Origin of the sequence: Sinomonas gamaensis (assembly GCF_005876955.1) — a bacterium.
In the GTDB taxonomy this organism is placed as follows: Bacteria; Actinomycetota; Actinomycetes; order Actinomycetales; family Micrococcaceae; genus Sinomonas; species Sinomonas gamaensis.
The window spans coordinates 1-21154 of sequence record NZ_SSCL01000004.1 but is presented as its reverse complement, the minus strand read 5'-3'; the positions used below and the strand labels follow the sequence as shown (position 1 = coordinate 21154).

The 21154-nt window shown below is 65.8% G+C and carries 19 protein-coding genes, 1 tRNA gene and 1 rRNA gene; 14 read left to right on the top strand and 7 right to left on the bottom strand.

Features of this window, described 5'->3' with window-relative positions:
• Nucleotides 1–228 precede the first annotated feature (228 nt).
• Nucleotides 229–990 carry a hypothetical protein gene (locus tag E5679_RS06925; protein WP_138414354.1) on the top strand — a complete coding sequence of 254 codons (762 nt, stop codon included), beginning with the start codon at nt 229–231 and terminating at the stop codon, nt 988–990.
• 69 nt (nt 991–1059) lie between these two features.
• On the opposite strand, the gene dcd is transcribed toward E5679_RS06925, so the two are convergent.
• Together dcd and E5679_RS06915 are read right to left on the bottom strand one after the other, a co-directional pair.
• The gene (gene dcd, locus E5679_RS06920; protein WP_138414353.1) at nt 1060–1635 is read right to left on the bottom strand and encodes a dCTP deaminase; all 576 of its coding nucleotides are present in this window, start codon (nt 1633–1635) and stop codon (nt 1060–1062) included.
• Between the two features lie 19 nt (nt 1636–1654).
• A complete protein-coding gene (locus E5679_RS06915) occupies nt 1655–2089 on the bottom strand; it encodes an SRPBCC family protein (RefSeq protein ID WP_138414352.1) in 435 nt (144 codons plus the stop codon).
• 123 nt (nt 2090–2212) lie between these two features.
• On the opposite strand from E5679_RS06915, the gene E5679_RS06910 reads away from it, so the two are divergent.
• From E5679_RS06910 to E5679_RS06895, 4 genes are all read left to right on the top strand, one after another.
• Complete coding sequence (locus E5679_RS06910; protein WP_138414351.1) at nt 2213–3688, top strand: amino acid permease; 1476 nt, start codon at nt 2213–2215, stop codon at nt 3686–3688.
• Nucleotides 3689–3713: 25 nt separating this feature from the next.
• Nucleotides 3714–3787 (top strand) — tRNA-Gly (locus E5679_RS06905).
• 50 nt (nt 3788–3837) lie between these two features.
• The gene (locus E5679_RS06900) at nt 3838–4659 is read left to right on the top strand and encodes a PrsW family glutamic-type intramembrane protease (protein ID WP_249336006.1); all 822 of its coding nucleotides are present in this window, start codon (nt 3838–3840) and stop codon (nt 4657–4659) included.
• 132 nt (nt 4660–4791) lie between these two features.
• Complete coding sequence (locus E5679_RS06895) at nt 4792–6180, top strand: MFS transporter (RefSeq protein WP_138414350.1); 1389 nt, start codon at nt 4792–4794, stop codon at nt 6178–6180.
• 148 nt (nt 6181–6328) lie between these two features.
• On the opposite strand, the gene E5679_RS06890 is transcribed toward E5679_RS06895, so the two are convergent.
• Nucleotides 6329–7630 carry an MFS transporter gene (locus E5679_RS06890; protein WP_138414349.1) on the bottom strand — a complete coding sequence of 434 codons (1302 nt, stop codon included), beginning with the start codon at nt 7628–7630 and terminating at the stop codon, nt 6329–6331.
• Between the two features lie 137 nt (nt 7631–7767).
• Between E5679_RS06890 and E5679_RS06885 the strand changes: the two genes are divergently transcribed.
• The 8 genes from E5679_RS06885 to E5679_RS06850 all read left to right on the top strand — a co-directional run bounded on the left by E5679_RS06885 (nt 7768) and on the right by E5679_RS06850 (nt 15256).
• Nucleotides 7768–8619, top strand: coding sequence for a LysR family transcriptional regulator (locus E5679_RS06885; protein WP_138414348.1), 852 nt, complete (start codon nt 7768–7770; stop codon nt 8617–8619).
• Nucleotides 8620–8680: 61 nt separating this feature from the next.
• On the top strand, nt 8681–9106 hold the full coding sequence (gene panD / locus E5679_RS06880; protein ID WP_171042273.1) for an aspartate 1-decarboxylase: 426 nt from the start codon (nt 8681–8683) through the stop codon (nt 9104–9106).
• A gap of 83 nt (nt 9107–9189) precedes the next feature.
• Complete coding sequence (locus E5679_RS06875; protein WP_138414347.1) at nt 9190–10125, top strand: AEC family transporter; 936 nt, start codon at nt 9190–9192, stop codon at nt 10123–10125.
• A 144-nt stretch (nt 10126–10269) separates the two neighbouring features.
• Entirely contained in the window at nt 10270–11283 is a 1014-nt protein-coding gene (locus E5679_RS06870; RefSeq protein ID WP_249336005.1) for a hypothetical protein, read from the top strand.
• A gap of 572 nt (nt 11284–11855) precedes the next feature.
• Entirely contained in the window at nt 11856–12548 is a 693-nt protein-coding gene (locus tag E5679_RS06865) for a hypothetical protein (protein ID WP_138414346.1), read from the top strand.
• A gap of 284 nt (nt 12549–12832) precedes the next feature.
• A complete protein-coding gene (locus E5679_RS06860) occupies nt 12833–13573 on the top strand; it encodes a hypothetical protein (RefSeq protein ID WP_171042272.1) in 741 nt (246 codons plus the stop codon).
• Nucleotides 13564–14214: an ABC transporter ATP-binding protein gene (locus E5679_RS06855; RefSeq protein WP_138414344.1), complete on the top strand. Its 651-nt coding sequence runs from the start codon at nt 13564–13566 to the stop codon at nt 14212–14214. The genes E5679_RS06860 and E5679_RS06855 overlap by 10 nt, the downstream gene beginning before the upstream one ends.
• The gene (locus tag E5679_RS06850; RefSeq protein WP_138414343.1) at nt 14186–15256 is read left to right on the top strand and encodes a hypothetical protein; all 1071 of its coding nucleotides are present in this window, start codon (nt 14186–14188) and stop codon (nt 15254–15256) included. Before E5679_RS06855 ends, E5679_RS06850 begins: the two co-directional genes overlap by 29 nt.
• Nucleotides 15257–15273: 17 nt before the next feature.
• Here E5679_RS06850 and E5679_RS06845 read toward each other — a convergent pair whose 3' ends face one another.
• The 3 genes from E5679_RS06845 to E5679_RS06835 form a co-directional block, all read right to left on the bottom strand.
• Nucleotides 15274–17352, bottom strand: coding sequence for an NHL domain-containing thioredoxin family protein (locus E5679_RS06845; RefSeq protein WP_420821056.1), 2079 nt, complete (start codon nt 17350–17352; stop codon nt 15274–15276).
• Nucleotides 17353–17450: 98 nt separating this feature from the next.
• Entirely contained in the window at nt 17451–19565 is a 2115-nt protein-coding gene (locus E5679_RS06840; protein ID WP_420821055.1) for a bifunctional copper resistance protein CopD/cytochrome c oxidase assembly protein, read from the bottom strand.
• A gap of 112 nt (nt 19566–19677) precedes the next feature.
• Nucleotides 19678–19959, bottom strand: coding sequence for an HU family DNA-binding protein (locus E5679_RS06835; RefSeq protein WP_138414342.1), 282 nt, complete (start codon nt 19957–19959; stop codon nt 19678–19680).
• Nucleotides 19960–20129: 170 nt separating this feature from the next.
• On the opposite strand from E5679_RS06835, the gene E5679_RS06830 reads away from it, so the two are divergent.
• Complete coding sequence (locus E5679_RS06830; RefSeq protein WP_138414341.1) at nt 20130–20978, top strand: aminoglycoside phosphotransferase family protein; 849 nt, start codon at nt 20130–20132, stop codon at nt 20976–20978.
• A gap of 101 nt (nt 20979–21079) precedes the next feature.
• Here the strand turns inward: E5679_RS06830 and rrf are convergent.
• Nucleotides 21080–21154 (bottom strand): 5S ribosomal RNA (gene rrf / locus E5679_RS21685); the annotation flags it as partial.

The following is a 21154-nucleotide window of genomic DNA, read 5'->3' as shown; positions in this document are numbered from 1 at the left end:
CGCCTCCGCGTTGGCGCGCTTCGACAGCATGGGCTGATGAATGTGCGACGACAGCTCCCACCCGACTTGGCCCAAAGACCGTTCACGACACGCGAAGCCGCGGCACTGGGCATCTCGACGAGCAGGCTGAGAGCCTCGGACCTCGTTCTCCCGACGAGGGGAATCCGAGTTCCGTGGACGGCCGTCGAAACCGGTACTTCAGGCATCGTGCGCCCCCTGTTGGACCTCATGTCTGATGCGGTGGCCAGCTTCGCGACGGCAGCCGGAATTTGGGGCTTGCCGCTTCCCCCTCATTTCAGGGATGACTTTTCTCTGCACGTCACGAGGCCCGCGAAGACGCCGCTCAGCCTCCGGCCGGGGATCATCTGCCACCGCATGCACCTCTCGCCGCATGACGTGGTGGCCCTGCAGAACGGGATTCGCGTCACTTCGCCACTGCGCACCATGCTTGATCTTGCCGCGGTCCTACAGCGAGATGACATCGTCGCCATTGGGGACTACCTCGTGTGCGAACATCCTGAAGACTTTCCCGCTCCCCGCAACGCCTTGTATCGCTTAGACCAGATTGCGACCTACCTGGCGGCCAAGCGCCGCGTTCGCGGCCTGCCCGGGGCCAAGCGGGCACTCGAGCTCGTGCGCGTGGGAGCCGACTCGGTGCCCGAGACAAGGCTCCGGCTCGCAATCATCGACGCAGGGCTCCCGGAGCCGGTACTCAACTACGTCATCCGCGACAGCTTCGGCCGCGCCGTTGCCTGGCCCGATCAAGCCTTTGTTGAGGCGCGCCTCTCCGTCCAGTACGACGGCGAGCATCACCGAACCGCCGAACAGCAGGCTTCTGACAACTGGCGGAACCGTTTGGTCGCGGACGAGGAGTGGGACCAACTCATCGTGAGCAGCACCGACGTGAGGCGGCGGGGGTGGGATGGGGTGGCCCGACTGGTGGGCCAGCGCCTTTCTCGGCTCCGCCACAGAGCGGAATTGTCGGCCTGATGCGGGTCAGAGTCCTCACGACCCGCAGCAAACCGACAATTCGCGGTGGTAGGAGTGGGCCGGCGAGGGCTAGACCGTCGTGCGGTGGAAGTTGAGGTAGCTCCGCGAGGCCGTGGGGCCCCGCTGGCCCTGGTACCGGTTGCCGTAAGCCCCGGAACCGTAGGGATGCTCAGCGGCCGAGGAGAGCCTGAAGAAGCACAGCTGCCCGATCTTCATGCCCGGCCACAACTTGATGGGGAGCGTGGCGACGTTTGAGAGCTCGAGCGTCACGTGGCCCGAGAACCCCGGGTCGATGAACCCGGCGGTCGAGTGCGTGAGGAGCCCGAGGCGGCCGAGCGAGGACTTGCCTTCGAGGCGCGCGGCGATGTCGTCGGGCAGCGAGACGGTCTCGAACGTGGAGCCGAGCACGAACTCGCCGGGGTGCAGGATGAAGGGCTCGTCGGGGTCGACTTCTACGAGCCGTGTGAGCTCAGGCTGCTCGAGCGCCGGGTCGATGTGGGCGTATTTGTGGTTGTCGAACAGCCGGAAGAACCGGTCGATCCGCACGTCCACGCTGGACGGCTGGACCATGGCCGGGTCGAAGGGCTCGAGGGCGATCCGCTGGGCGTCGATCTCGGCTCGGATGTGGCGGTCGGAGAGCAGCACGCCTCCAAAAATACCGCCTCTACTGCTCGAGTACGGCCTTGAGCTTCGCCAGCTGCGCGACCTCAGAGTTCATCGTCTTCTGGACCATGCCGTTCATGAGCCTCATGAGCCCTTTCGTCTCCAAGGCGAGGCCGAAGGTCAGGTGCGTGCCGCCGTCGTCTGCTGGCCTCAGCGTGAAGGTGCCTTTCGGACGCGCGGGCCCGGCAATGACCTCGAAGTGCAGCGACGAGCTGGGCTGCGCCTCGGTGATGCGATAGTCGCCATCGATCTCGCGGCCGCCCGGCCCGGCAAGCCGCTGCGCGTACACGGCCCCGACTTGGCCCGCGCTGCCCGAGGCGAGGGACACCGACCGCACCGACGAGCGCCACCGAGGGTTGTTGAGCCCGTCCGCGAGGAAGGCGTAGACGTCCTCGGGCGTGCGGCGGACAGTGACGGAGTGTTCAGCGGCTGCCATGCGCTGAGACTAGGGCGATTCGCTGGATTTGGGCTGAGAGTCGTCACGGGTGCGACTTCGGGAGCGGCGTGGCGTGTGGCACACTTGCCGGTCGAAAGAGTGATCCTCTCGGGAAAGTACCCCATGTCGCAGCCACAGCCCGACCTCGACCATCTGACCGACCACGGCCACGCCCATTCCGCCGACCATGTGATCCATGCCGAAGACGCGGGCTACCACAAGAGCCTCAAAGCGCGGCAGATCCAAATGATCGCCATCGGCGGCGCGATCGGCACGGGCCTGTTCCTGGGGGCGGGCGGCCGCCTCGCAGCCGCGGGCCCCTCGCTGATCCTCGCTTACGCCGTCTGCGGATTCTTCGCCTTCCTCATCCTCCGGGCCCTCGGCGAGCTCGTGCTGCACCGGCCGTCGTCGGGCTCGTTCGTGTCGTATGCGCGTGAGTTCTTCGGCGAGAAGGCTGCGTTCGTCTCCGGTTGGTTCTACTGGATCAACTGGGCCATGACCACGATTGTGGACACCACTGCCGCAGCCCTCTACATGAACTTCTTCGGAAAGTACGTGCCTTGGATCGGCGCGGTTCCGCAATGGGCGTGGGCGCTCCTGGCCCTCCTGCTCGTGCTGGGGCTCAACCTCATCTCCGTCAAGGTCTTCGGCGAGATGGAATTCTGGTTCGCCCTCATCAAGGTCGCGGCCCTGCTGGTGTTCCTGGTGCTCGGCATCTATTTCGTCGTCTTCGGCACGCCCGCGGGCGGGACGGTCGGATTCAGCCTCATCGCCGACCACGGCGGCTTCTTCCCCACCGGAATCCTGCCGCTCATCCTGCTCATGCAGGGTGTGCTGTTCGCGTACGCGTCGATCGAGCTCGTGGGCACCGCGGCGGGCGAGACGCAGAACCCCGAGAAGATCATGCCCAAGGCCATCAACTCGGTGGTCCTCCGGATCGCGGTGTTCTACGTCGGATCGGTCGTGCTGCTCGCGCTGCTCCTGCCGTACACGTCGTATCAGAAGGGCGTGAGCCCGTTCGTGACGTTCTTCGGGCACATCGGCGTGGGCGGCGTGGACGTGATCATGAACCTCGTGGTCCTCACTGCGGCGCTCTCGTCGCTCAATGCCGGCCTCTACTCGACCGGCCGCATCCTCCGGTCCATGGCAGCCGCGGGTTCCGCCCCCAAGTTCGCCCTCCGCATGAACAAGGCCGGCGTTCCCTACGGCGGCATCGCGATCACGGCGGTGGTCTCGCTCCTGGGCGTCCCGCTGAACTACCTGGTGCCTTCCGACGCATTCGAGATCGTGCTCAACGTGGCGTCGGTGGGAATCGTCAGCACCTGGGCCACGATCGTCCTGTGCCAGCTCCAGCTCCAGCGCTGGGCCAGGAACGGCTGGACGGAGCGCCCCGCGTTCCGTATGCCCGGCGCCCCCTTCACCGGCTATCTCTCGCTCGCGTTCCTCGCGTTCGTGCTCGTCATGATCTTCATCGACTCGCCGTGGACCCTCGCGGTGACCGCCGGCGCCATCGCGGTCATGGTCGCGGGCTGGTACGCCTGCCGCAAGCGGATCCACGAGATCGCGGAGGCGCGCAGAGCACCCCGGAGGGTGTTGTAAGCTGGGTAATGCCCTCCGGGGCAACGCGGCCGTAGCTCAATGGCAGAGCGCACGCTTCCCAAGCCTGATACGCGGGTTCGATTCCCGTCGGCCGCTCCACTTGTCTCGAATTCGCCTACCGCCCTGCTGTCGGACGATATCCTCACGTCGTGGACGCTGACGATGAGCCCGCCCAGAGAAGCCGTGAAGGATGGTGGTGGAAGGCCCTCCTCTCGGGCCTTTCGCTCTGGGTGGCCACGATCGTCGTCACGATGACAACCCACAGCAACAATCTGATTCCCACGCTGATCCTCGTCGGCAGCTTCCTCGTGCCGTTCTGCGTGGTCCTCTTCGCCGTCGAACGAATCAGCGGCGCGGTCCGGTCCCTGGACGTGTTCATGGCGTTCCTCCTGGGAGGGGTCTTCGGCGTCCTCGGGGCGGCTCTCCTGGAGTCAGATCTGCACCCCTCGCCGTGGCTCGGCCTCCGCGTGGCGCTCGTCGAGGAATTCGTCAAGGCCGCGCTTCTGGTCCTTGTGGCCCGCTCGATCACGCCGAAGACGCGGATGCAGGGCGGGCTCCTCGGAGCCTGCGTCGGGGCCGGGTTCGCCGGGTTCGAGTCGGCGGGCTACGCCTTCAATGCCGCCGTGACGGCGCACGGCATCAGCTTGGGGCCGTTGCTCCAGAGCGAGGCCACGCGATCGATCCTCGCCCCGGTCTGCCATGTCCTGTGGACCGCGCTCCTCGGTGCCGTGATCTTCAGGGCGGCGGGCAGCGGGCGGTTTCGGGTGACGGCGGGCGTGCTCGGAGCCTTCGTGGGGGTCGTCGCGCTGCACACGCTCTGGGATTCTATGCAGGACCTCGCCGATGGGCTCGCGCGCGCCCTCTCTGCCGACGCATCCCTCTCGGGCGGCTTCTACGTCACGGGCCTGGTGCTCGTGGCCCTTGCGGGGCTCGCCTCGCTGGCCTTCACGCTGCGCCGAAGCCCAGCCTGATGTGACCCACCACTCTCCGGGGATTGACACGTGGATCACATCATGGTCTTCTGGAAAGCGCTTACCACCAGCGTTCCCGCGACTTTCAGTCACCGGTCGAGCGCGACAGCCACCATGACCTAGGAGGGTCTCATGCACGAAGAGGTGCGCGGGCGATCAGGCCGCGAACAGCAGCAGACGGCCGGGGGAATGCACAAGCGCGCGGCCCTGAGCGGCTTCTTCGGAAGCACGCTCGAGTACTACGACTTCTCGATCTACGCCTCCGCAGCTGCCCTCGTCTTCCCGGGGATCTTCTTCCCCAGCGGCAACGCGACAGTGGCCCTCGTGGCCTCTCTGGCGACCTACGCCGTCGGGTACGTGGCCCGCCCGATCGGCGCGTTCGTCCTCGGGAATTGGGGCGATCGGCACGGCCGCAAGAACGTCCTCGTGTTCGCGCTGCTCCTCATGGGCTTCTCGACCTTCGCGGTAGGCCTGCTTCCGACTTTCGGGCAGGTCGGCCTTCTCGCCCCGATCCTGCTCGTGGCGCTGCGGCTCATCCAGGGCTTCGCCGTGGCCGGGGAGCTGAGCGGCGCGAGCGCGCTCATCGCCGAGCACTCCCCCGCGGACCGCCGAGGCTTCTTCACGAGCTTCAGCCTCCAGGGCACGCAGGCCGGCAGCATCCTCGCCTCCGCCGCGTTCATCCCGCTCTCCGCAATGCTTCCCACCGAGGCCTTCCACTCGTGGGGCTGGCGGGTGCCGTTCCTGCTCAGCGCCTTCGTCGTCTTTGCCAGCTACCTGATCCGCCGGCGAGTCGCCGAGACCCCGGCCTTCCTCGAGGAGACCGAGCAGCAGGCCGTCCCAAAGGCCCCCGTGGTGCGGGTGCTCCGCGAGAGCGGCTGGACCGTCTTCCGCGCCATCCTCATGGGCCTGGCCAACGTCATCGGCACTACCGCCGCCGTCTTCGGCACCGCCTACGCCACCCAGCCGGCGTATGGGATCGGCATGAGCCCCGCCACGTACCTGTGGATGCCCGTCATGGCGAACATCGTCGCCGTCGTCCTGATCCCGATCTTCGGCCGGCTCTCCGACCGGATCGGCCGCCGCCCGCTCATGATCTTCGGGTCGCTCAGCGCCGGCGTGCTGTCCTTCGCCTACTTGTGGGCCATCAGCCAGAGGAACGTGGTCCTTACCGTGGTGCTCGCGATCCTCATGTGGGGCGTCCTGTACCAGATGTGGAACGCGACGTTCGCGAGCTTCTTCCAGGAGCTGTTCCCCACGCGCACCCGCGTCACGGGTTTCGCCATCTCCCAGAACCTCGGCCTGCTGATCGTCGCGTTCCTGCCGACCGTCTTCACGCTCATCGCCCCTCCGGGATCCACGGACGTCCCGCTCATCATCGGCGGCCTGACCCTCGCGCTGTCAGCAGTCTCCGCGATCGCCACGTGGATGACCCGCGAGACGTCGAAGCTGAGCCTCGACGCGCTGGACACCGCCGACCGTTCGGCTACCCGCGAGACCCACGCCGCGGCGAAGACCGTTTAGGCCCGTCCCGTCGCCTTGTGGCGCCCGTCCCCGCAAAGGGCGCCCCGACCCGCACTTCCGCGCCTGGTCCGGCGCGGATGTGCGGGGAACCCGCGGAGGTGCGGGCCAGCGCGGCGTACGTGTCAGCGCGGGGCGCCGGCCGCCGTCGTCATCCCTCCCGGCGCGTCCGCAGCCTCAGCACGAGCAAGCCACAGACGACGGCGGGCACCAGCCCCCCGAGGAACATCGCCCACGGCGTCCCGAGGGCCTGCGCAAGTCCGCCGAGCATGGGTCCCCCCAGCGCCTGGCCACCGATGAGCACCATGGTGTAGAGGCTCATGACTCGGCCACGGATAGCCATGTTCGCGCTCGTCTGCACGAGCTGGTTGGCGGACGTCATGAAGGTGAGCGCGAAGAACCCCGAGACGGCCATGAGCGCCGCGAACGCCGGGAGGGAGGGCACGAACGCGGCAAGCGCGAGCAGCGCGCCGTACAGCCCGGCGGCGACGACGACGGTCTCAAGCCTGAGCAGGCGACGGCGGGCGGAGGCAATGGCCCCGGCAAGCGAGCCGACCGCTACGAGGGCGTTGAGCAGGCCGTAGCCTCCCGCGCCGATTTTGAAGACGTGGTCCGCATAGCCCGCGAGGAGCACGGGGAGGCTCAGCGAGAAAACGGCGACGACGGCGGCCAGCGCCCACGGCCAGCGGATGGTCCGCTTGGCCATGGCGTAGCGGACGGCCTCACGCACCATGCCCTTCGACTTCGGCGTGGGGGGCGCCGTGTACAGCTCGTTGACGCGCAGCAGCGAGAGCATGATCACGGTGAGGGTGCAGGCGACGGCATTGAACACGAACGCCCAGCCACCGCCGACGGCCGTCAGCAGGGCTCCTGCGATTGCGGGCCCGATGAGCCCACCGAGCTGGAATGTCGTCGAGTTGACGCTGATCGCGTTCCGCAGGTAATTGGGCCCCACGAGCTCGTTGACGAAGACCTGCCGCGACGGCTGGTCGAGGACCGTCACGAGGCCAAGCACGGCGGCCACGGCATACACGTGCCAGACCTGCAGCGAGTGGGTGAGCGTGAGCACCCCGAGAATTGCCGCGCAGACGCCGGCGCTCGCCTGGCAGATCTGGAGCAGACGTCGCTTCGAGAAGCGGTCGGCCATGAGTCCGCCCCATGGACCCAGGATGAGCACGGGCAAGAACTGCATTGCCACGGTCACGCCGACGGCGGCGACCGACCCGGAAAGCTGGAGGACGATCCAGTCCTGGGCCACGCGCTGCATCCACACGGCGATGACCGCGATGAAATGCGACGCCGCGAAGAGCTTGAAATTGTGAACCCGGAGCGAGATGAACGTGTGGCGCCACGGGAGTCGTTCGCTGACGACGGCGATGGGACCCGTGGGAGGGATGGAAACGCTTCTGTTGTCGGACGGCGAAGAGGGCAGGGCTGAGCTGGGCGAGGTCACGTGAGGTCCTGAGTTTCGTTCTTGTGCGGCTGAGCGTTCGGTGATTCCACGCTAGACAGCAGGGAAAGCATTGCGGAAGCTTATTTGCCATATAAGAGCTATTGCATTTCGCAATTGGCTTCGGAAGGATCGGTGCCATGTTCGATCCTGTGCACCTCCGCAGCTTCCTCGCCGTAGCGGAGCATCTCAGCTTCACCCTCGCGGCGGAACGGCTGGGAATCGCCCAGCCGACGGTGAGCCAGCACGTCGCCAAGCTCGAAAAGTCCGCGGGGCGGGTGCTTCTGGTGCGCGACACCCATGGCGTGCGGCTCACCGACAATGGGGACGCCATGGCCGGCTTCGCACGGAGCATCCTGGCCGCACATGACGAAGCATTGCGCTACTTCCGTGGCTCCGCCATGCGCGGCCGTCTGCGCTTCGGCACCGCCGACGACCTCGCCATCACCGGACTGCCGAAGATCCTCCGGGAGTTCCGCCGCGCCTACCCGCAGCTCAATCTCGAGCTCACCGTGAGCCAGAGCGACGATCTGCACCGCCGTCTCAAGTCCGGCCAATTGGACCTCATCTTCATCAAATGGATCGCGGGCGCGCAGGAGGGAACGGTCGTGCGGCACGACGTCTTCTCTTGGGTCGGTGTCGAGCAGACCGTCCTCGAGCCGAACCAGCCGGTCCCCCTCGTCGTCTACCCGGCACCCAGCCTGAGTCGGACCCTCGCCATCGAGGCACTCGAGGCGAGCGGGCGGACCTGGAAGGTCACGTGCAGCACGAAGCAGATCGCCGGCGTGCTCGCGGCGGTGCGGGCGGGTCTCGGCATTGGCGTCATGCCTACCACGCTCGTACCAGAGGACCTCTCGATCATCACCCGCCGCTTCGACCTCCCGCCTGTCGGCGATGTGGACTTCACCCTGATCCGCAACCCGCTCGCCAACTCGGCGGCCGTGGACGCCCTCACTGACGCCATCATGGGACGCACTTTGAGCCGCACCTAGCAGAGCCTCTAGTGAGATGGGCCACGGCGCGCCGAGAAGGCCCGGCGTACACTGGTTTGCGATGAACCGCACAATGTTCAAGTCGAAGATCCACCGCGCCACGGTCACCCACGCCGACCTGCATTACATCGGCTCGGTGACGGTCGACCTGGACCTCCTCGAGGCCGCCGACATCCTGCCCGGCGAGCTCGTGTCCATCGTCGACGTCACGAACGGCGCCCGTCTCGAGACGTACACGATCGCGGGCGAGCGTGGCTCGGGCGTCATCGGGATCAACGGCGCAGCGGCGCACCTCGTCCACGAGGGCGACATCGTGATCCTCATCAGCTACGCGTCGATGAGCAACGAGGAGGCCCGCGAGTTCGTGCCGACCGTGGTGCACGTCAACGCGGAGAACAAGATCATCGAACTGGGGACAGACCCGGCCGAGGGCGTCACTCCTGGCCTCATGCGCCCGCCCTTCGCCATTCAGGCGCACCTCAACTAGAAAGCGGTTTCTTTCCCGCGGGTCCTCTGTTCTAGTCTGGACGCTGTGCAGCAGACTGACGTGGAACCCCGTGGAATCGTGACGTGCTAGGGGTCCTCGCCGGGTTCTTCGTGGTCTGGGCGATCATCGGCAGCGGCTGGTTCGTAGCCCGAAGGCGCCTCCTCGGAGACGGTGCCCAGACCGTGCTGAGCCGCCTTTCCTTCTTCGTCGCAAGCCCCGCGCTGCTTCTTGAAACCCTCAGCAAAGCGGACCTTCACTCGATCTTCTCCTCGCACCTGCTGGTCATCACCGTCAGTTCCACGCTGGTGGGGCTTCTTTCCATTGGGACTTTCAGGTGGCTGCGGCGCCGGAAACTCTCGGAAGCCCTCATCGCGTCGATGTGCTCCTCGGTCGCGAATTCGGCGAACCTGGGCATCCCCATCTCCGTCTTCGTCCTGGGCGACGCGAGCTATGTGGCGCCCCTGCTGATCTTCCAGCTCGCGCTGTTCACGCCGTCGTTCCTCCTCCTGCTGGACGGCACGACGGCGACCGCCAAGCCGGGCGCGGCCCGCGCCCTCCAATTCGTGCTCCCGGTGGTGACGAATCCGAACATCATCGGCTCCCTGATCGGGCTCGCGCTAGCCGCGACCGGTTGGCAGCTGCCGGAACTCATCATGCAGCCGATCCATCTCATCGGCGGCGCGGCGATCCCCGCGATGCTCATGGCGTTCGGCATCTCGCTGTACGGTTCGCGTCCGTTGAGGGCCGACGACGGACGTCGCTTCGACACCCTCCTCGCCACCTCCTTCAAGCTCGTGGTCCACCCGCTCATCGCGTTCACCTTCGCACGCTTCGCCCTCGGGCTCGACGGTCATGCGCTGTTCGCCGCCGTCGTCACCGCCGCCCTTCCCACCGCGCAGAATGTGTACGTCGCCGCGCAGCGTTATCAGCGCGGCCTGGTCGTCGCGAAGGACACAGTGCTCGTCACGACTGTCGTCGCCATCCCGGCGATGGCCGTGATGGCCGCCCTCCTCTCCTAACCCACTCCGTCTCGGGTACAAGGTAATCCCCTCCCTCAACGACTCGGGTACAGCTGGCCGCTAGGCTAGCCACATGCCTGAGCTGAGACTGACGGATGACCGCACGATCGCGCCGTGCGTGGCAGAGGCCACGACCAGCCACCGGTGAGCGTGTCCGCGCAGGAGGCCCCTCCCCAGGCTCCGAGCCTCACCAAGGCGGCGCTGCTCTGGGCCCTCGCCCTCGTTCTCGCGATCGCGGCAGCAGTCGCTGCGGTCATAGCGGTCCGCTCCGCGAGCGGGCCCGCCCAACCCGTGCGCGCGTACCTCGCCGCGCTTCAAGCGGGCGACGGCGGCCGGGCCCTGGGTGCGTTGCACGCCCAGGTGCCTGCCGGCAGCACGTCCCTGCTCGACGGCGCGCCGCTGCGCGATTCGATGGCTCGCATCCGCGACCTGACGGTAGGAACTCCCTCGGCAGCGGCGAATGGACGTGAAAATGTCCCGGTGACTTTCTCTTCCGGCGGCTCGAATTTCACCACGGACTTCCTGGTCGAGCAGACCGGGACCGATTGGCTGTTCTTTCCGCGGTGGAGCATCGTTCCGGCGGCACTGCCCAGCATTCAGGCCTCAGTGGTCAACTCCTCGCGGGCAACGATCAACGGCGTTGAAGTGAACATGCCCTCGGGCCGGAATTCGTTCCCCGTGTTCTACCCGGGCAGCTACGTCGGAGCCCTTCCCGGACAGTATTTCGCCGCCGACCCCACGACGGCCGTGGTCTCCCAGAAGTCCGGCCTCGTTCCCCTCACCCTCGCGACAAAAGCCACGCCCGCACTCGTTGCCGCGATCAATGAGAAGGCGAAGGACTTCCTCGACCAGTGCGCCAAGACCGCCTCAACGCAGCAGCGACTCCAGCCTGACTGCCCGTTTGCCTACCAAACCGACAATCGGATCGTCGACGGGACCATCGCTTGGTCGATCCCTCAATACCCAAGCGCGAGCGTCACGCCTTTCAATGGGCAGTGGACCGTTTCCCCGCTGTCCGGAAAGGCCCGGCTCACCGCTCGGCAGATTGACCTTTTCACCGGCCGGGTGAGCCAGCTGAATGTCGAACGGGATTTTCAGTTCACGGTGAACCTCTCCGTTTCAGGCTCGACCATCACCATCACGCCGGTCTTCGGCTGACGGACAGCGCCACGAGCCTCCGTGGGCTGGCAGCTCGAGCTGTCCGAGAGGCAATTAGTGCACAAACGCGCCAAGTTTGGAGCATATCGCGACCAGGGCGTTGACCGGCCCTCCGTTCCCTCAGTAGCGTCCGCGACGGGGGACGGTTCATCGTGTTCCCCGCACCCGCATCGAGGAAAGAGGGACGGGACGATGAGAGGAAAGATGGTGACGCTTGCCAGTTCCGCGGCAATTTGCGTCGCACTGGCACTGACGGCCGCACCGGCCGAAGCCTACAGTTCGCAACTATTCAGGAACGCACCATCGGGATGTTGGGGTGCGGCCCAATGGAGCGGTAGCTCTTATCGCGATGGAGCGTTGTCGTTCGCCTCAACAAGCGAGCGAAGCAATCCCTGTTGGATCCAGCAGGTAAGCGCGGCCGTGACAAACAACCACCTTCGGCCCGGAGCAGTAGTGGGCCCGAGGTTCTCCGGCTTCAATTTCGTCAGGTCATGGTATGGCGCCGCCAACCCGTACGACTGGAGCCAATTCGGAGGATCTCATTCCTTCGGGAATGCGTGGGGAAACTCCTGATGAAGAGGCGTCTGGGCCACATCGTCCAAGGGATTGCAATCATCTCAATCTTAACGGCCTGCGCCTCTGGCTCAGGCGCCTCCACAGGCCGCGCGATCACGTCTGAAGATCTCAAGGCGTCCGCTCGGCAAGAACGCAGTAGAGGGCACAGCGAATCTGCTGAAATGCTTGCGGACGGCATCGCCGACAAGGCTGATTATGACAAGGCCTTCGGCAACCTCGTGCGCTGCATGCGCGAAGGCGGATATGGCGTGTCAGACCCGGTGATGAGCCCCGCGGATGGCCTCTCCTTCACCTACGAATACGATCCTCAAGGTCGGGACCTCCAAGAGATGAGCGAGCATTCTCTTGCGTGCGAAGAGAAGTATTGGTCCGCGGTTTCCGCAGGCTATATGGCGACCAATCAGCAGCGGATGGAGGAACCACTGCGCGCCTCCATGCAGTCCTGCATGAAGGCTGCCGGGTACGATGTGCCGGACGGCGCCAATACCTTTAGGGCCATCGCCGGAGATCCCGTCGAGGAGGGGACGAGAGACCGTCACGCCACAAGTTGCTTCAGTGAAGCAATGACGCGGCTTTATCCGGCGATCAAGTCGGGTGCACTTTACGGAGGAAGGCAGTTGGGTACGCCCGTCGAATCATCACCGGCGCAGGCGCCGTCCTCTGGATCGCAGCACCGATCTTGGCCCTGACAGGCTTGCTCTTCGCAAACACCCAACTGCGGCTGTCCGAGCCCGTGGACATCTGGGTCACCGCTGAGACGGCTTCAAGCACGAGTTCAACGCCCGTAGAGCTCGCCCTCAAGTGGAGCTCTCCTTCAGCTGTTGTCGCCCCTGTCTGGGATGGGATAGTCCAGAACGTCTACGTAACGCCGGGCGGCGAGATCTCGAGCGGTCAGAAGATCGTGCGGATCAACGGAGTTGATCGCATTGCCTTCGCGGGGAAAGCCCCATTCTGGAGACCCATTGGATCGGGCATGGCCGGAGACGACGTCGAGGATCTCAATCGGCTCCTCGCTACCCTTGGCTTCCGCCACGGACCAGCGGCGACCGTGACCGCGGAAACGATGGCAGGCATCGAGCAGCTTCGCCGCTATCTGGGAGCGACAGATCATGGAGTCTTCCGACCCGATTGGAGCATCCACCTCAGCAATAGGCAACTCACAGTCGAGCAGACTGAGGTCACGGTTGCTTCCCCGGCTCCCGCGGCTGGCGCGAAGCTCTTCACGGCGGCGGCCCGCCTCACAGAAGCGCGCCTGGTCGTCAAGGGCACGCTGCCCCTGCAGAATCGGCAGCCGAAGGAGCAACCGGACAAGGCATCGCCCACAGAAGTCAGCAACACTGGCGGCAGGGCCTATAGCGTCCCAGTGCAGGGGCGCGTCCTCTCGGCGGGCACCCCCTTGCCCGTAGACGCTTCCCGTCAACGGATTGGGGCCGAAGGTCTCCCTGCGCTTCAAGCCCAGCTCGAGAGTGGTGCCTCATCCGCGTCGGCGTTCGTCGAGACGCCGGTCCCGGCGGGCTCGATCGTTCTCCCCGCCGCCGCCGTGCGCAGCGGAATCTCGGGAAACCATTGCGTCATCCGCGCGCTGGACGACGGCACAGCAAAGGTTCGTGTTGACGTCATCGGCGAAGCTCTGGGGCGGGTCATCGTCGCGGGCGAGATCCTCCCCGGCCAACCAGTTCTTGCCTCCTCTGGCAAGGCGGGGCCATGCGAGTAGAAGTTCACGACGTCACCTATTCGGTGCCGGGCCGCCAGCTCTTCTCAAGGCTGACCCACACCTTTGCGGGAACCGCAACTGTCGCAATAATGGGTCCCTCTGGGAGCGGCAAGTCTACGCTGCTGGGGCTCGTGTCGGGCCAGCTCACGCCCCAATCGGGCCTAGTGCGCATCTGCGCTGACGGAGATGGTCAGCTCAAGCCGCTGATCCCTGCCTGGATCTTCCAGAGCTCGCCGCTGCTGTCACAGCGAACAGCCCTCGATAATGCGATGACGGCCTCGCTCATGGCGGGCCACGACCCCGAGGAGTCACGACTACGAGCGAGGGAGGCACTCCATTGTCTTGGCCTCGGAGAGCTCAGGGTCGCGCGTGTGTCGGGTCTCTCAGGCGGCGAACGTCAGCGAGTGGCGGTTGCCCGGGCCATCACTGCCCGCTCGAGTCTTATTCTGGCCGACGAGCCCACCGCGTCCCTCGATCCAGACGCGCGCAGGAAGGTGATCGAGGCCCTCAAGCACGCTTCCGAGCTCGGGGCGCTCACTCTCATTGCAACGCACGACCCGTGGGTAGCCCAGCAGTGCGATGACCGGTTCTGGATCGAGGAGGGGCAGCTCGTTGGCGACGAGAAGCGCCGTCTGGGGTGAGGTCTTCGCGACCATTCGTTCGACACCGGTCGCCTCCATTTCAGTCGCCCTCCTCTCTTCCGTCCTCGGGTTCCTCGCGATCTTCGCAAGCGTCGCCGACGTCCAGCGCATCACCGATTCGTGGAATACGAAGATCGCCTCGGGGTCCAGTGTCCTGACCGTCACGACAGCGACTCCGGCCGGGCTGTCCGCAGCTCGTTGTGAGCTCCTCAACGATCTCGACTCAGTTGTGGCTGCTGGTGGGCGGACGGCGAGCTCTTCAGCCACCTCGCTGCTGCTGCCCTCTCGACGTCTCCAGATCGAGCATGTGACCCCCGGCTATCCGCGAGTTGTGTGGCCGGGTCTGGACGCCGGAACCAACCTGAGTGTCGTCGCCAGCAGCCTGCTGGCCAAGGACTTCGGGCTCGCCGCGGGACTCGTGTTCGGCATCCAGGATCAACCGCAGCCCCTCGTCGTCACCGCGGTAGCCTCGGCGGAGCCACGGATCCCGCAGCTCCAGAACTCCCTGACAGTGGCGGTCGCAGACTCCTCGACCGTCGAGGCATGCCTCGTCGAAGCAGCGCCATCAGCCGTCCGCGATGTCGAAGCGCTGTTAACCGGCTGGTTCGGCGGCCCGGATCCGGTCAACGTGTTCAGGATGGTCCCGCCGAAAGAAACCGATCAGGATCCACAGAGGGACTTGTCGCAGCGCCTGAGCATGTCAACGCCGGCCGCAGCCGGTTGCGCTGTGGCGGCCCTCGCATTCCTGCTCGTGTGGGCGCGCAGAAAGGACTTTGCGACGTACCGACTCGCAGGGGCGACACGTCGAGAGACGTGCGATCTCTTTGCCCTCGAGTTCGCCCTCCTGTACTGCGTCCCCCTGGCGGGCGGTGTCCTCGCGCAGCTCATCATCAGCGCCCGGGAACTGGGCGAGACGACGGTGGGAGTCCAAGCGATCCTCATTGACGCTGCGTCGCTGCTCGCCGCCGCCACGACAGCGATACCGGTCACGACGCTCTATCTCAGTCGCCTGGACCCAATGAGAACCCTCAAGGGTGAATAGGGGTCACCTCGAGAGCGTCAGTTCATCCCGCGGAGGTCGAGGACGAGCTCGGACTCCGCCCCCTCCTGCAGCAGCACCGGGATACCCCAGTCCTGCTGGTAGAGATGGCATGCGGCATGGTCCGGGATTTCCTCCCCAGGGGCACCATCACACGCCGCCGCTCGCGCAGTGATGTGCAGAACGCCCTCGCCCACCTCGGGATTCAGCTCGAGCGTGCGCAGGAGCCCCTGCGACGTGCCGGAGCCGGCGAGAAGCAGCTCGGGCGGAGTCGACGAGATCTTCAACTGGGTCGGATCGCCCCATCGGTTGTCGAGCTTCTGACCCGTGGGGGCCTTGAAGCGGACCGTGAGCCCGAGGGCGCCGGGCGCGAGCGGCGACTTGGGACGCTGCGTCTGGCTCGCGCCCTCGTCAACCTCCTGCGCGTCCTTCGGAATCGGCACGAGCGAGAGCTCGTGCCGATTGCTCTCCGTTACCAGCAGGAGCGGCTCGCCGTCTTCCGGCCTCATGACGACGACGTCGCTCGGCTCTGCGAGTCCGCGCGCCAGTGTCGACACCGACTGCGCCGCCGGATCGTAGCGACGCACGGCGCCGTTGTAGGTATCCGCAATCGCGACCGAGCCGTCCGGAAGAACCGTGACGCCCAGCGGGTGCTGGAACCGAGCGTTGTCTGCAGCGCCATCGCGGAAGCCGAAGTCGAAGAGTCCCTTGCCGACTGCGGTCTCCACGTGCACAGCGCTGGGGTTCGAAGCCGTATCATCCAGCACGATCTTTCGCAGGGCCGAGGTCTCGGAGTCGGCTACCCAGAGGTTGCCCTCAGCGTCGACCGCAAGACCTGACGGCTGGGCGAACCAGGCCTCCGGCCCTGCCCCGTCGAGCAGCCCCTCAAGGCCGGAGCCCGCCAGGATCGCGACCTCGTTCGTGAGCGGGTCGAACGTGAAGATCTGATGCGTGCCAGCCATCGCGACGACGACCTTGCGCAGCTTCTCGCTCCACACGACGTCCCAGGGCGAAGAGAGCGAAACGTTCGTTCCATGCCCGACCACGCCGATGTCGAGCGCATCTCCTGCATAGTCGGCGGGATGCGGACTCGTGGAGGCTCCGCCGTCATGATCTGCAGGCGACCCAGCTACGGGCCCAGCCTTCTCACTCGAGGCAGCGGCCCACATACCTGCGCCATCTCCGTCCACACGGGCCGGCCCGGCGTCGAGCAGGCGCTGGATGCCGTTCCCCGCGATCGTCTGCACGTGGCCGGAACTCAGGGTGACGCCGCGGAGACGGTGATTCACGGTGTCGGCGACGATCGCGTCATAACCCGTCTGCCACGAGATGTCTGCTGGGAGAATGGCGGCTCCCTGCGGCTCGTTGAACTGGGCCTTCTCCGCACCGCCGTCCGCGTAGCCCTTTGTACCCGACCCGATGACCCGCTGCACCGTCTCGAGGTCAGGACGCAGCTCGACCAGCCGGTGGTGGCCCGTGTCGACGACCAGGTAGTTCCCGTTTTCGAGCTGAATCGTCTGGCCTGGGAAGCGCAAGGTGCGTGCCACCGGCTCCGGGGCCACGTACGGCCCGTCACCACGATGCAGCGTTCCCTTCTCGGTGTGCTCCTGGATCAGTTCCTCGATCAGCACTCCGAGACCGGCGGCATGTCCCTCCCCGGAGAGGTGCGCCACGATGTAGCCCTCGGGGTCAACCACGACGAGCGTAGGCCATGCGCGAGCCGTGTACGCCTGCCACGTCAGAAGCTCGGGGTCGTCGAGGACGGGGTGATGGATCTCGTAGCGCTCCACAGCCGACGCAAGGGCAACAGGATCGGCCTCATGCTCGAATTTCGGAGAGTGAACGCCGACGGTCACGAGGACGTCGTTGTACTTCTCCTCGAGCGGACGCAGCTCATCCAGAACGTGCAGGCAGTTGATGCAGCAGAAGGTCCAGAAGTCGAGGATGACGATCTTCCCGCGAAGCGCCGAGAGGTTCAGCTCCGTGCCGCCCGTGTTGAGCCAGCCCCGACCCGCGAGCTCGCTCGCCCGCACCCGGTGCGTGGCTCTCAGGGCTGAAGCGCTGATGGCGCTCACGATGTCGGCAGACTCGGCGGTCACGGGCACTCCTGACGTGTCGCTGGTGGAAGGTCTCTTTTGGCCAACCCCATTATCGGGGCCTTTGTTCCGCGTCCCGTTCGACGGGCGGACTCGCGAGGTCACAATCCGCGGGCCCGGTCCTGGTCACCCAGCCGGTTGAACATAGCGTTGTACGCCTCGAGCTCCGCTTCGTTGTCCCGATCGGCAGCCCGATCACGTCGCTTCGTCTCGCGGGCATCGGATCTCGACCACATGACGGCGACGCCGATCGCTACCACCAGCGTCGGTATCTCGCCGATTCCCCAGGCCACCGCGCCGCCCGTTTGCTGGTCCGAGATTGCCGACGGGCCCCAAGGCCGCCCGAGGTTCCCGAAATAGGTCGGCTCGAGGAGGATGTTCGAGCCCATGATCGCGACGCCAAAGAATGCATGGAACGCCATCGTTGCAAAGAGGAGCAAGAGCCTGAGCGGGTATGGCGCGCGTCTGGGCAGCGGGTCCGAGCCGATCATCGTGAGCACGAAGATGTAGCCGGTCAGGGTGAAATGGAGGTTCATGAGCTCGTGGCCGATATGGTCCCGCATCGCATACCCGAAGAGATCCGAGTAGTAGAAGAGGATGATCGAGCCGGCGAAGTTGGCGGCGGCGAACAGCGGATGCGTGATCAGCTGCGACCACTTCGAATGCACGAAGACGAGCGTCCATTCCCGGAGCCCACGGCTGCCGTCCTGCCGGGGCCGAAGTGCCTTGAGTGCGAGCGTGACGGGCGACCCGAGCACCAGGAACAACGGAGCCACCATGGTCAGCATCATGTGGTCCACCATGTGTGCCGAGAAGAGAACCCTGCCATACACCGCTGGCGGCCCGCTGGTGATGTAGGTAAGGACGACAAGACCCACGAACCATGAAACGCTTCGGGCCCACGACCACGAGTCACCGCGGCGGAGCAGCTTGATGATGCCGAGGCCGTAGGCCACCGCGCCGAAAACGGCCACCGCGACCCAGAGCCAGTCAGGGCGCCATTCGGTCAGCCAGCGAACCGGCGTCAGCTCGGGGGGAAGGTTGTAGCCGGAAAGGATGAAGGCCGGCGTGGCGTCCGGCGCGAGAGTCGTGGGCTCGGGCGGAGCCGATCGGCTGAGCGCCACGGCTAACCCGCTGACGCCGCCCATCACGACCGTCTCGACGCCGATGAGCTGCCAGAGGACTCGTTTGGCAGATGCCCCGCGCGCGATCTGCGGTATGACCCACCGGCGATGCATGAAGCCGATTCCGCCGAGAACCAGGGCAAAGACGACCTTGCCGATCACCAGCTGTCCATAGGACGTGCCGAACAGGGCGCTCCACCCCGGGACGCGCAGCGATGCGTTGATGATGCCCGAAGCGACGACGAGAACGAAGCAGAACAAGGCGAGAGCCGAGTAGCGTCGAAGCACCGATTCGGTGAGGTCACCCCCGTGGGAGCCGGCCGAGGTCCGCAACCGGCCCGTCAGAGTTCCTCCGAGAAGAGCCAGCATCGCGACACCCCCAACCCACAGCCCGGCACCCAGCAGATGGAGCCCCAAAGAGTTGACGGCGGCCTCGTGGTCCCCCGCGCTCGCGGAATGCCCGATCAGCGCCATGGGCATGAGGCCTACTACGGCCAGCAGAAACGTGAGTGCGAGGGCGGTCAGGGACCGAACGGCGAAGAGAAGTGTGGCGACCGTGGCGGCGATGATGACCGTGACGAGCCACGCCCGGCCCACATCGAGCTGCGTCATGTAGAAGACGAGCTGCTTGGTGTAGTCCGAGGTTCCCGAGATCGGCTGTCCGATGAGATCGGAATGTGTGAAGACGAGTACGGCGACGGAGCTGGCTGTCCAGACAAGGGATGCGATGCTCGCAACCTTCAATGCACGGGCAAAGGCCGGGTGTTCATCGACGGTCCCGTCCGTAGAGGACGCCAACGCGTTTCGCTCGGGACGTCGACGGTACGGCAGGATCGCGACGGCAAACACGAGTCCGCCAAGAACGAGAGCGACCGAAAGATTGAGCACCGTCTGAGCAACGGGAAGGCCCCAGCGCACAATCGCGCCGGGATCCAGGATCTGGCGGGCAGCAACCGCTCCGGAGAACACCAAGGCCGCAGTCAGGACGACCAAAGCGGCCCCTGCCGCCCCATAGACGTAGCCCTTCGGGGTCCCGCGATCTTCGACTCCGGACGAAGACGTGGGGTGAACGGTACGCGTGGAGCTCGGCACCCCACCATTCTTCCAGACGCGGAACGCACGAGCGTCCGGAATGCGGGCTATGTGGATAACACCACGGGGGCGGCGGCTCCCGCCGGCGCCCCCGTGTGGCGGTTCCCAGGCTCTACTTGGAAGCAGCAGCCTTGAGCTTGGAGCCCGCGGTCAGCTTGACGCCGAAGCCAGCCGGGATCTGAATCTCCTCGCCGGTCTGCGGGTTACGGCCCGTACGAGCAGCACGTTCGGTGCGCTCGACGGCGAGCCAGCCCGGGATGCTGACCTTCTCGCCAGCGGCGACGGAGCTCTCGAAGACCTCGAACAGTGCGTCGAGCACACCGTTGACGGCGGTCTGGCTGAGGTTGGTCTTGCCGGCGACCTCGGCAACAAGCTCGCTGCGGTTCTTAGCCATGTGTCCTCCTGGACGTCGGTTTGTTTCGTCAGCCCTGGACCTTCGCCCGGGACTGCTGCTGACGAACCTACCAGCTAATGCCCGCCGCGCCAGCAGATTTCCGCGTGTTTTCAGGGATTTTGGCCCATTTTTGGCTCTCGGGGCCCGCTTTCGGAGCGTAGCGTGGTCTCGTGGCACTCTCCGCTTCCCAGCTGTTGAAGTCCGAGCAGCTGCGCCTCCTCGATCAGTGGCTTGGCGAGTGGGAGCTCGAGGCAGACCTGTCGTGGGGCGTTCAGGGAATCCTCGTCCTGAGGCTGGCTGCTCCCGCAGGGCCCGTCGTGATCAAAGCGAGTGACGTCCCACATCACATCCAACGTGAAATCCGCGCCTACCGGCAGATGACGGCCCCTCTCGGCGACCATGCACCCCGGCTCCTCCACGCCGATTCCCGGGCTGGCGTCGTCGTCATCTCGTGGCTGCCGGGGGCGCTCGTGGAAGGCGGGCTCTTCGAGCACTCACCGATGTCGTTTCACCAGGCCGGCGCCCTCCTCGCACGATTCCACGTGCCTCGGCACGAAACCCGAAGCTACGATCCGGCGGCGCTCAGCAAGATCGACGACTTCGTCCGACGCTCCGAGCCGCTCGTCCCAGCTCCCCTTCTTCGTGCCGTGCGCAGCATTGCTGCCGCGCACACCGCGGCGCCCCGTGTCCTCTATGCCACTCACGGGGACTACCAGCCGAGAAATTGGATTCACGACGACGGACGGCTTTCAGTGATCGATTTCGGCCGTGCGGGCTACCGCCCATGGGTCACCGATTTCGTGCGGCTCGAACACTCCTATTTTGCGGATCATCCAGACCTTCGGGTTGCTTTCCTGCACGGCTATGGCAGGGACCCGGCCGAAGAACCAGACTCTTGGCGGCTCGACAACGTCCTCCAGTCGCTGGGCACCGTGGTCTGGGCGCACGACGTCGGCGATCGCCTTTTCGAGGCTGCTGGCCTGAGGATGGTCGAACGAGTGGCGGAGCGCTTCGCCTGACCCTGCGGCCGCCTGCGTCTCTGCTGTGGGTGTGGGGGTTTGGTGGGTGTGTTAAATGGGGGTGGGCCCCACTGCGTTGTGGGGCCCACCCGTGTGGTGTGTTCCGGCGGTGTCCTACTCTCCCACACCCTGGCGGGTGCAGTACCATCGGCGCTGTGGGGCTTAGCTTCCGGGTT

What these genes read in the sequence shown, in the direction of transcription:
- E5679_RS06925 (WP_138414354.1), top strand. Translation starts at nt 229, where the DNA reads ATGTCTGATGCGGTGGCCAGCTTCGCGACGGCAGCCGGAATTTGGGGC.
- E5679_RS06915 (WP_138414352.1), bottom strand. Translation starts at nt 2,089, where the DNA reads ATGGCAGCCGCTGAACACTCCGTCACTGTCCGCCGCACGCCCGAGGAC.
- E5679_RS06910 (WP_138414351.1), top strand. Translation starts at nt 2,213, where the DNA reads ATGTCGCAGCCACAGCCCGACCTCGACCATCTGACCGACCACGGCCAC.
- E5679_RS06895 (WP_138414350.1), top strand. Translation starts at nt 4,792, where the DNA reads ATGCACGAAGAGGTGCGCGGGCGATCAGGCCGCGAACAGCAGCAGACG.
- E5679_RS06885 (WP_138414348.1), top strand. Translation starts at nt 7,768, where the DNA reads ATGTTCGATCCTGTGCACCTCCGCAGCTTCCTCGCCGTAGCGGAGCAT.
- panD (WP_171042273.1), top strand. Translation starts at nt 8,681, where the DNA reads ATGAACCGCACAATGTTCAAGTCGAAGATCCACCGCGCCACGGTCACC.
- E5679_RS06865 (WP_138414346.1), top strand. Translation starts at nt 11,856, where the DNA reads ATGAAGAGGCGTCTGGGCCACATCGTCCAAGGGATTGCAATCATCTCA.
- E5679_RS06860 (WP_171042272.1), top strand. Translation starts at nt 12,833, where the DNA reads ATGGCCGGAGACGACGTCGAGGATCTCAATCGGCTCCTCGCTACCCTT.
- E5679_RS06855 (WP_138414344.1), top strand. Translation starts at nt 13,564, where the DNA reads ATGCGAGTAGAAGTTCACGACGTCACCTATTCGGTGCCGGGCCGCCAG.
- E5679_RS06835 (WP_138414342.1), bottom strand. Translation starts at nt 19,959, where the DNA reads ATGGCTAAGAACCGCAGCGAGCTTGTTGCCGAGGTCGCCGGCAAGACC.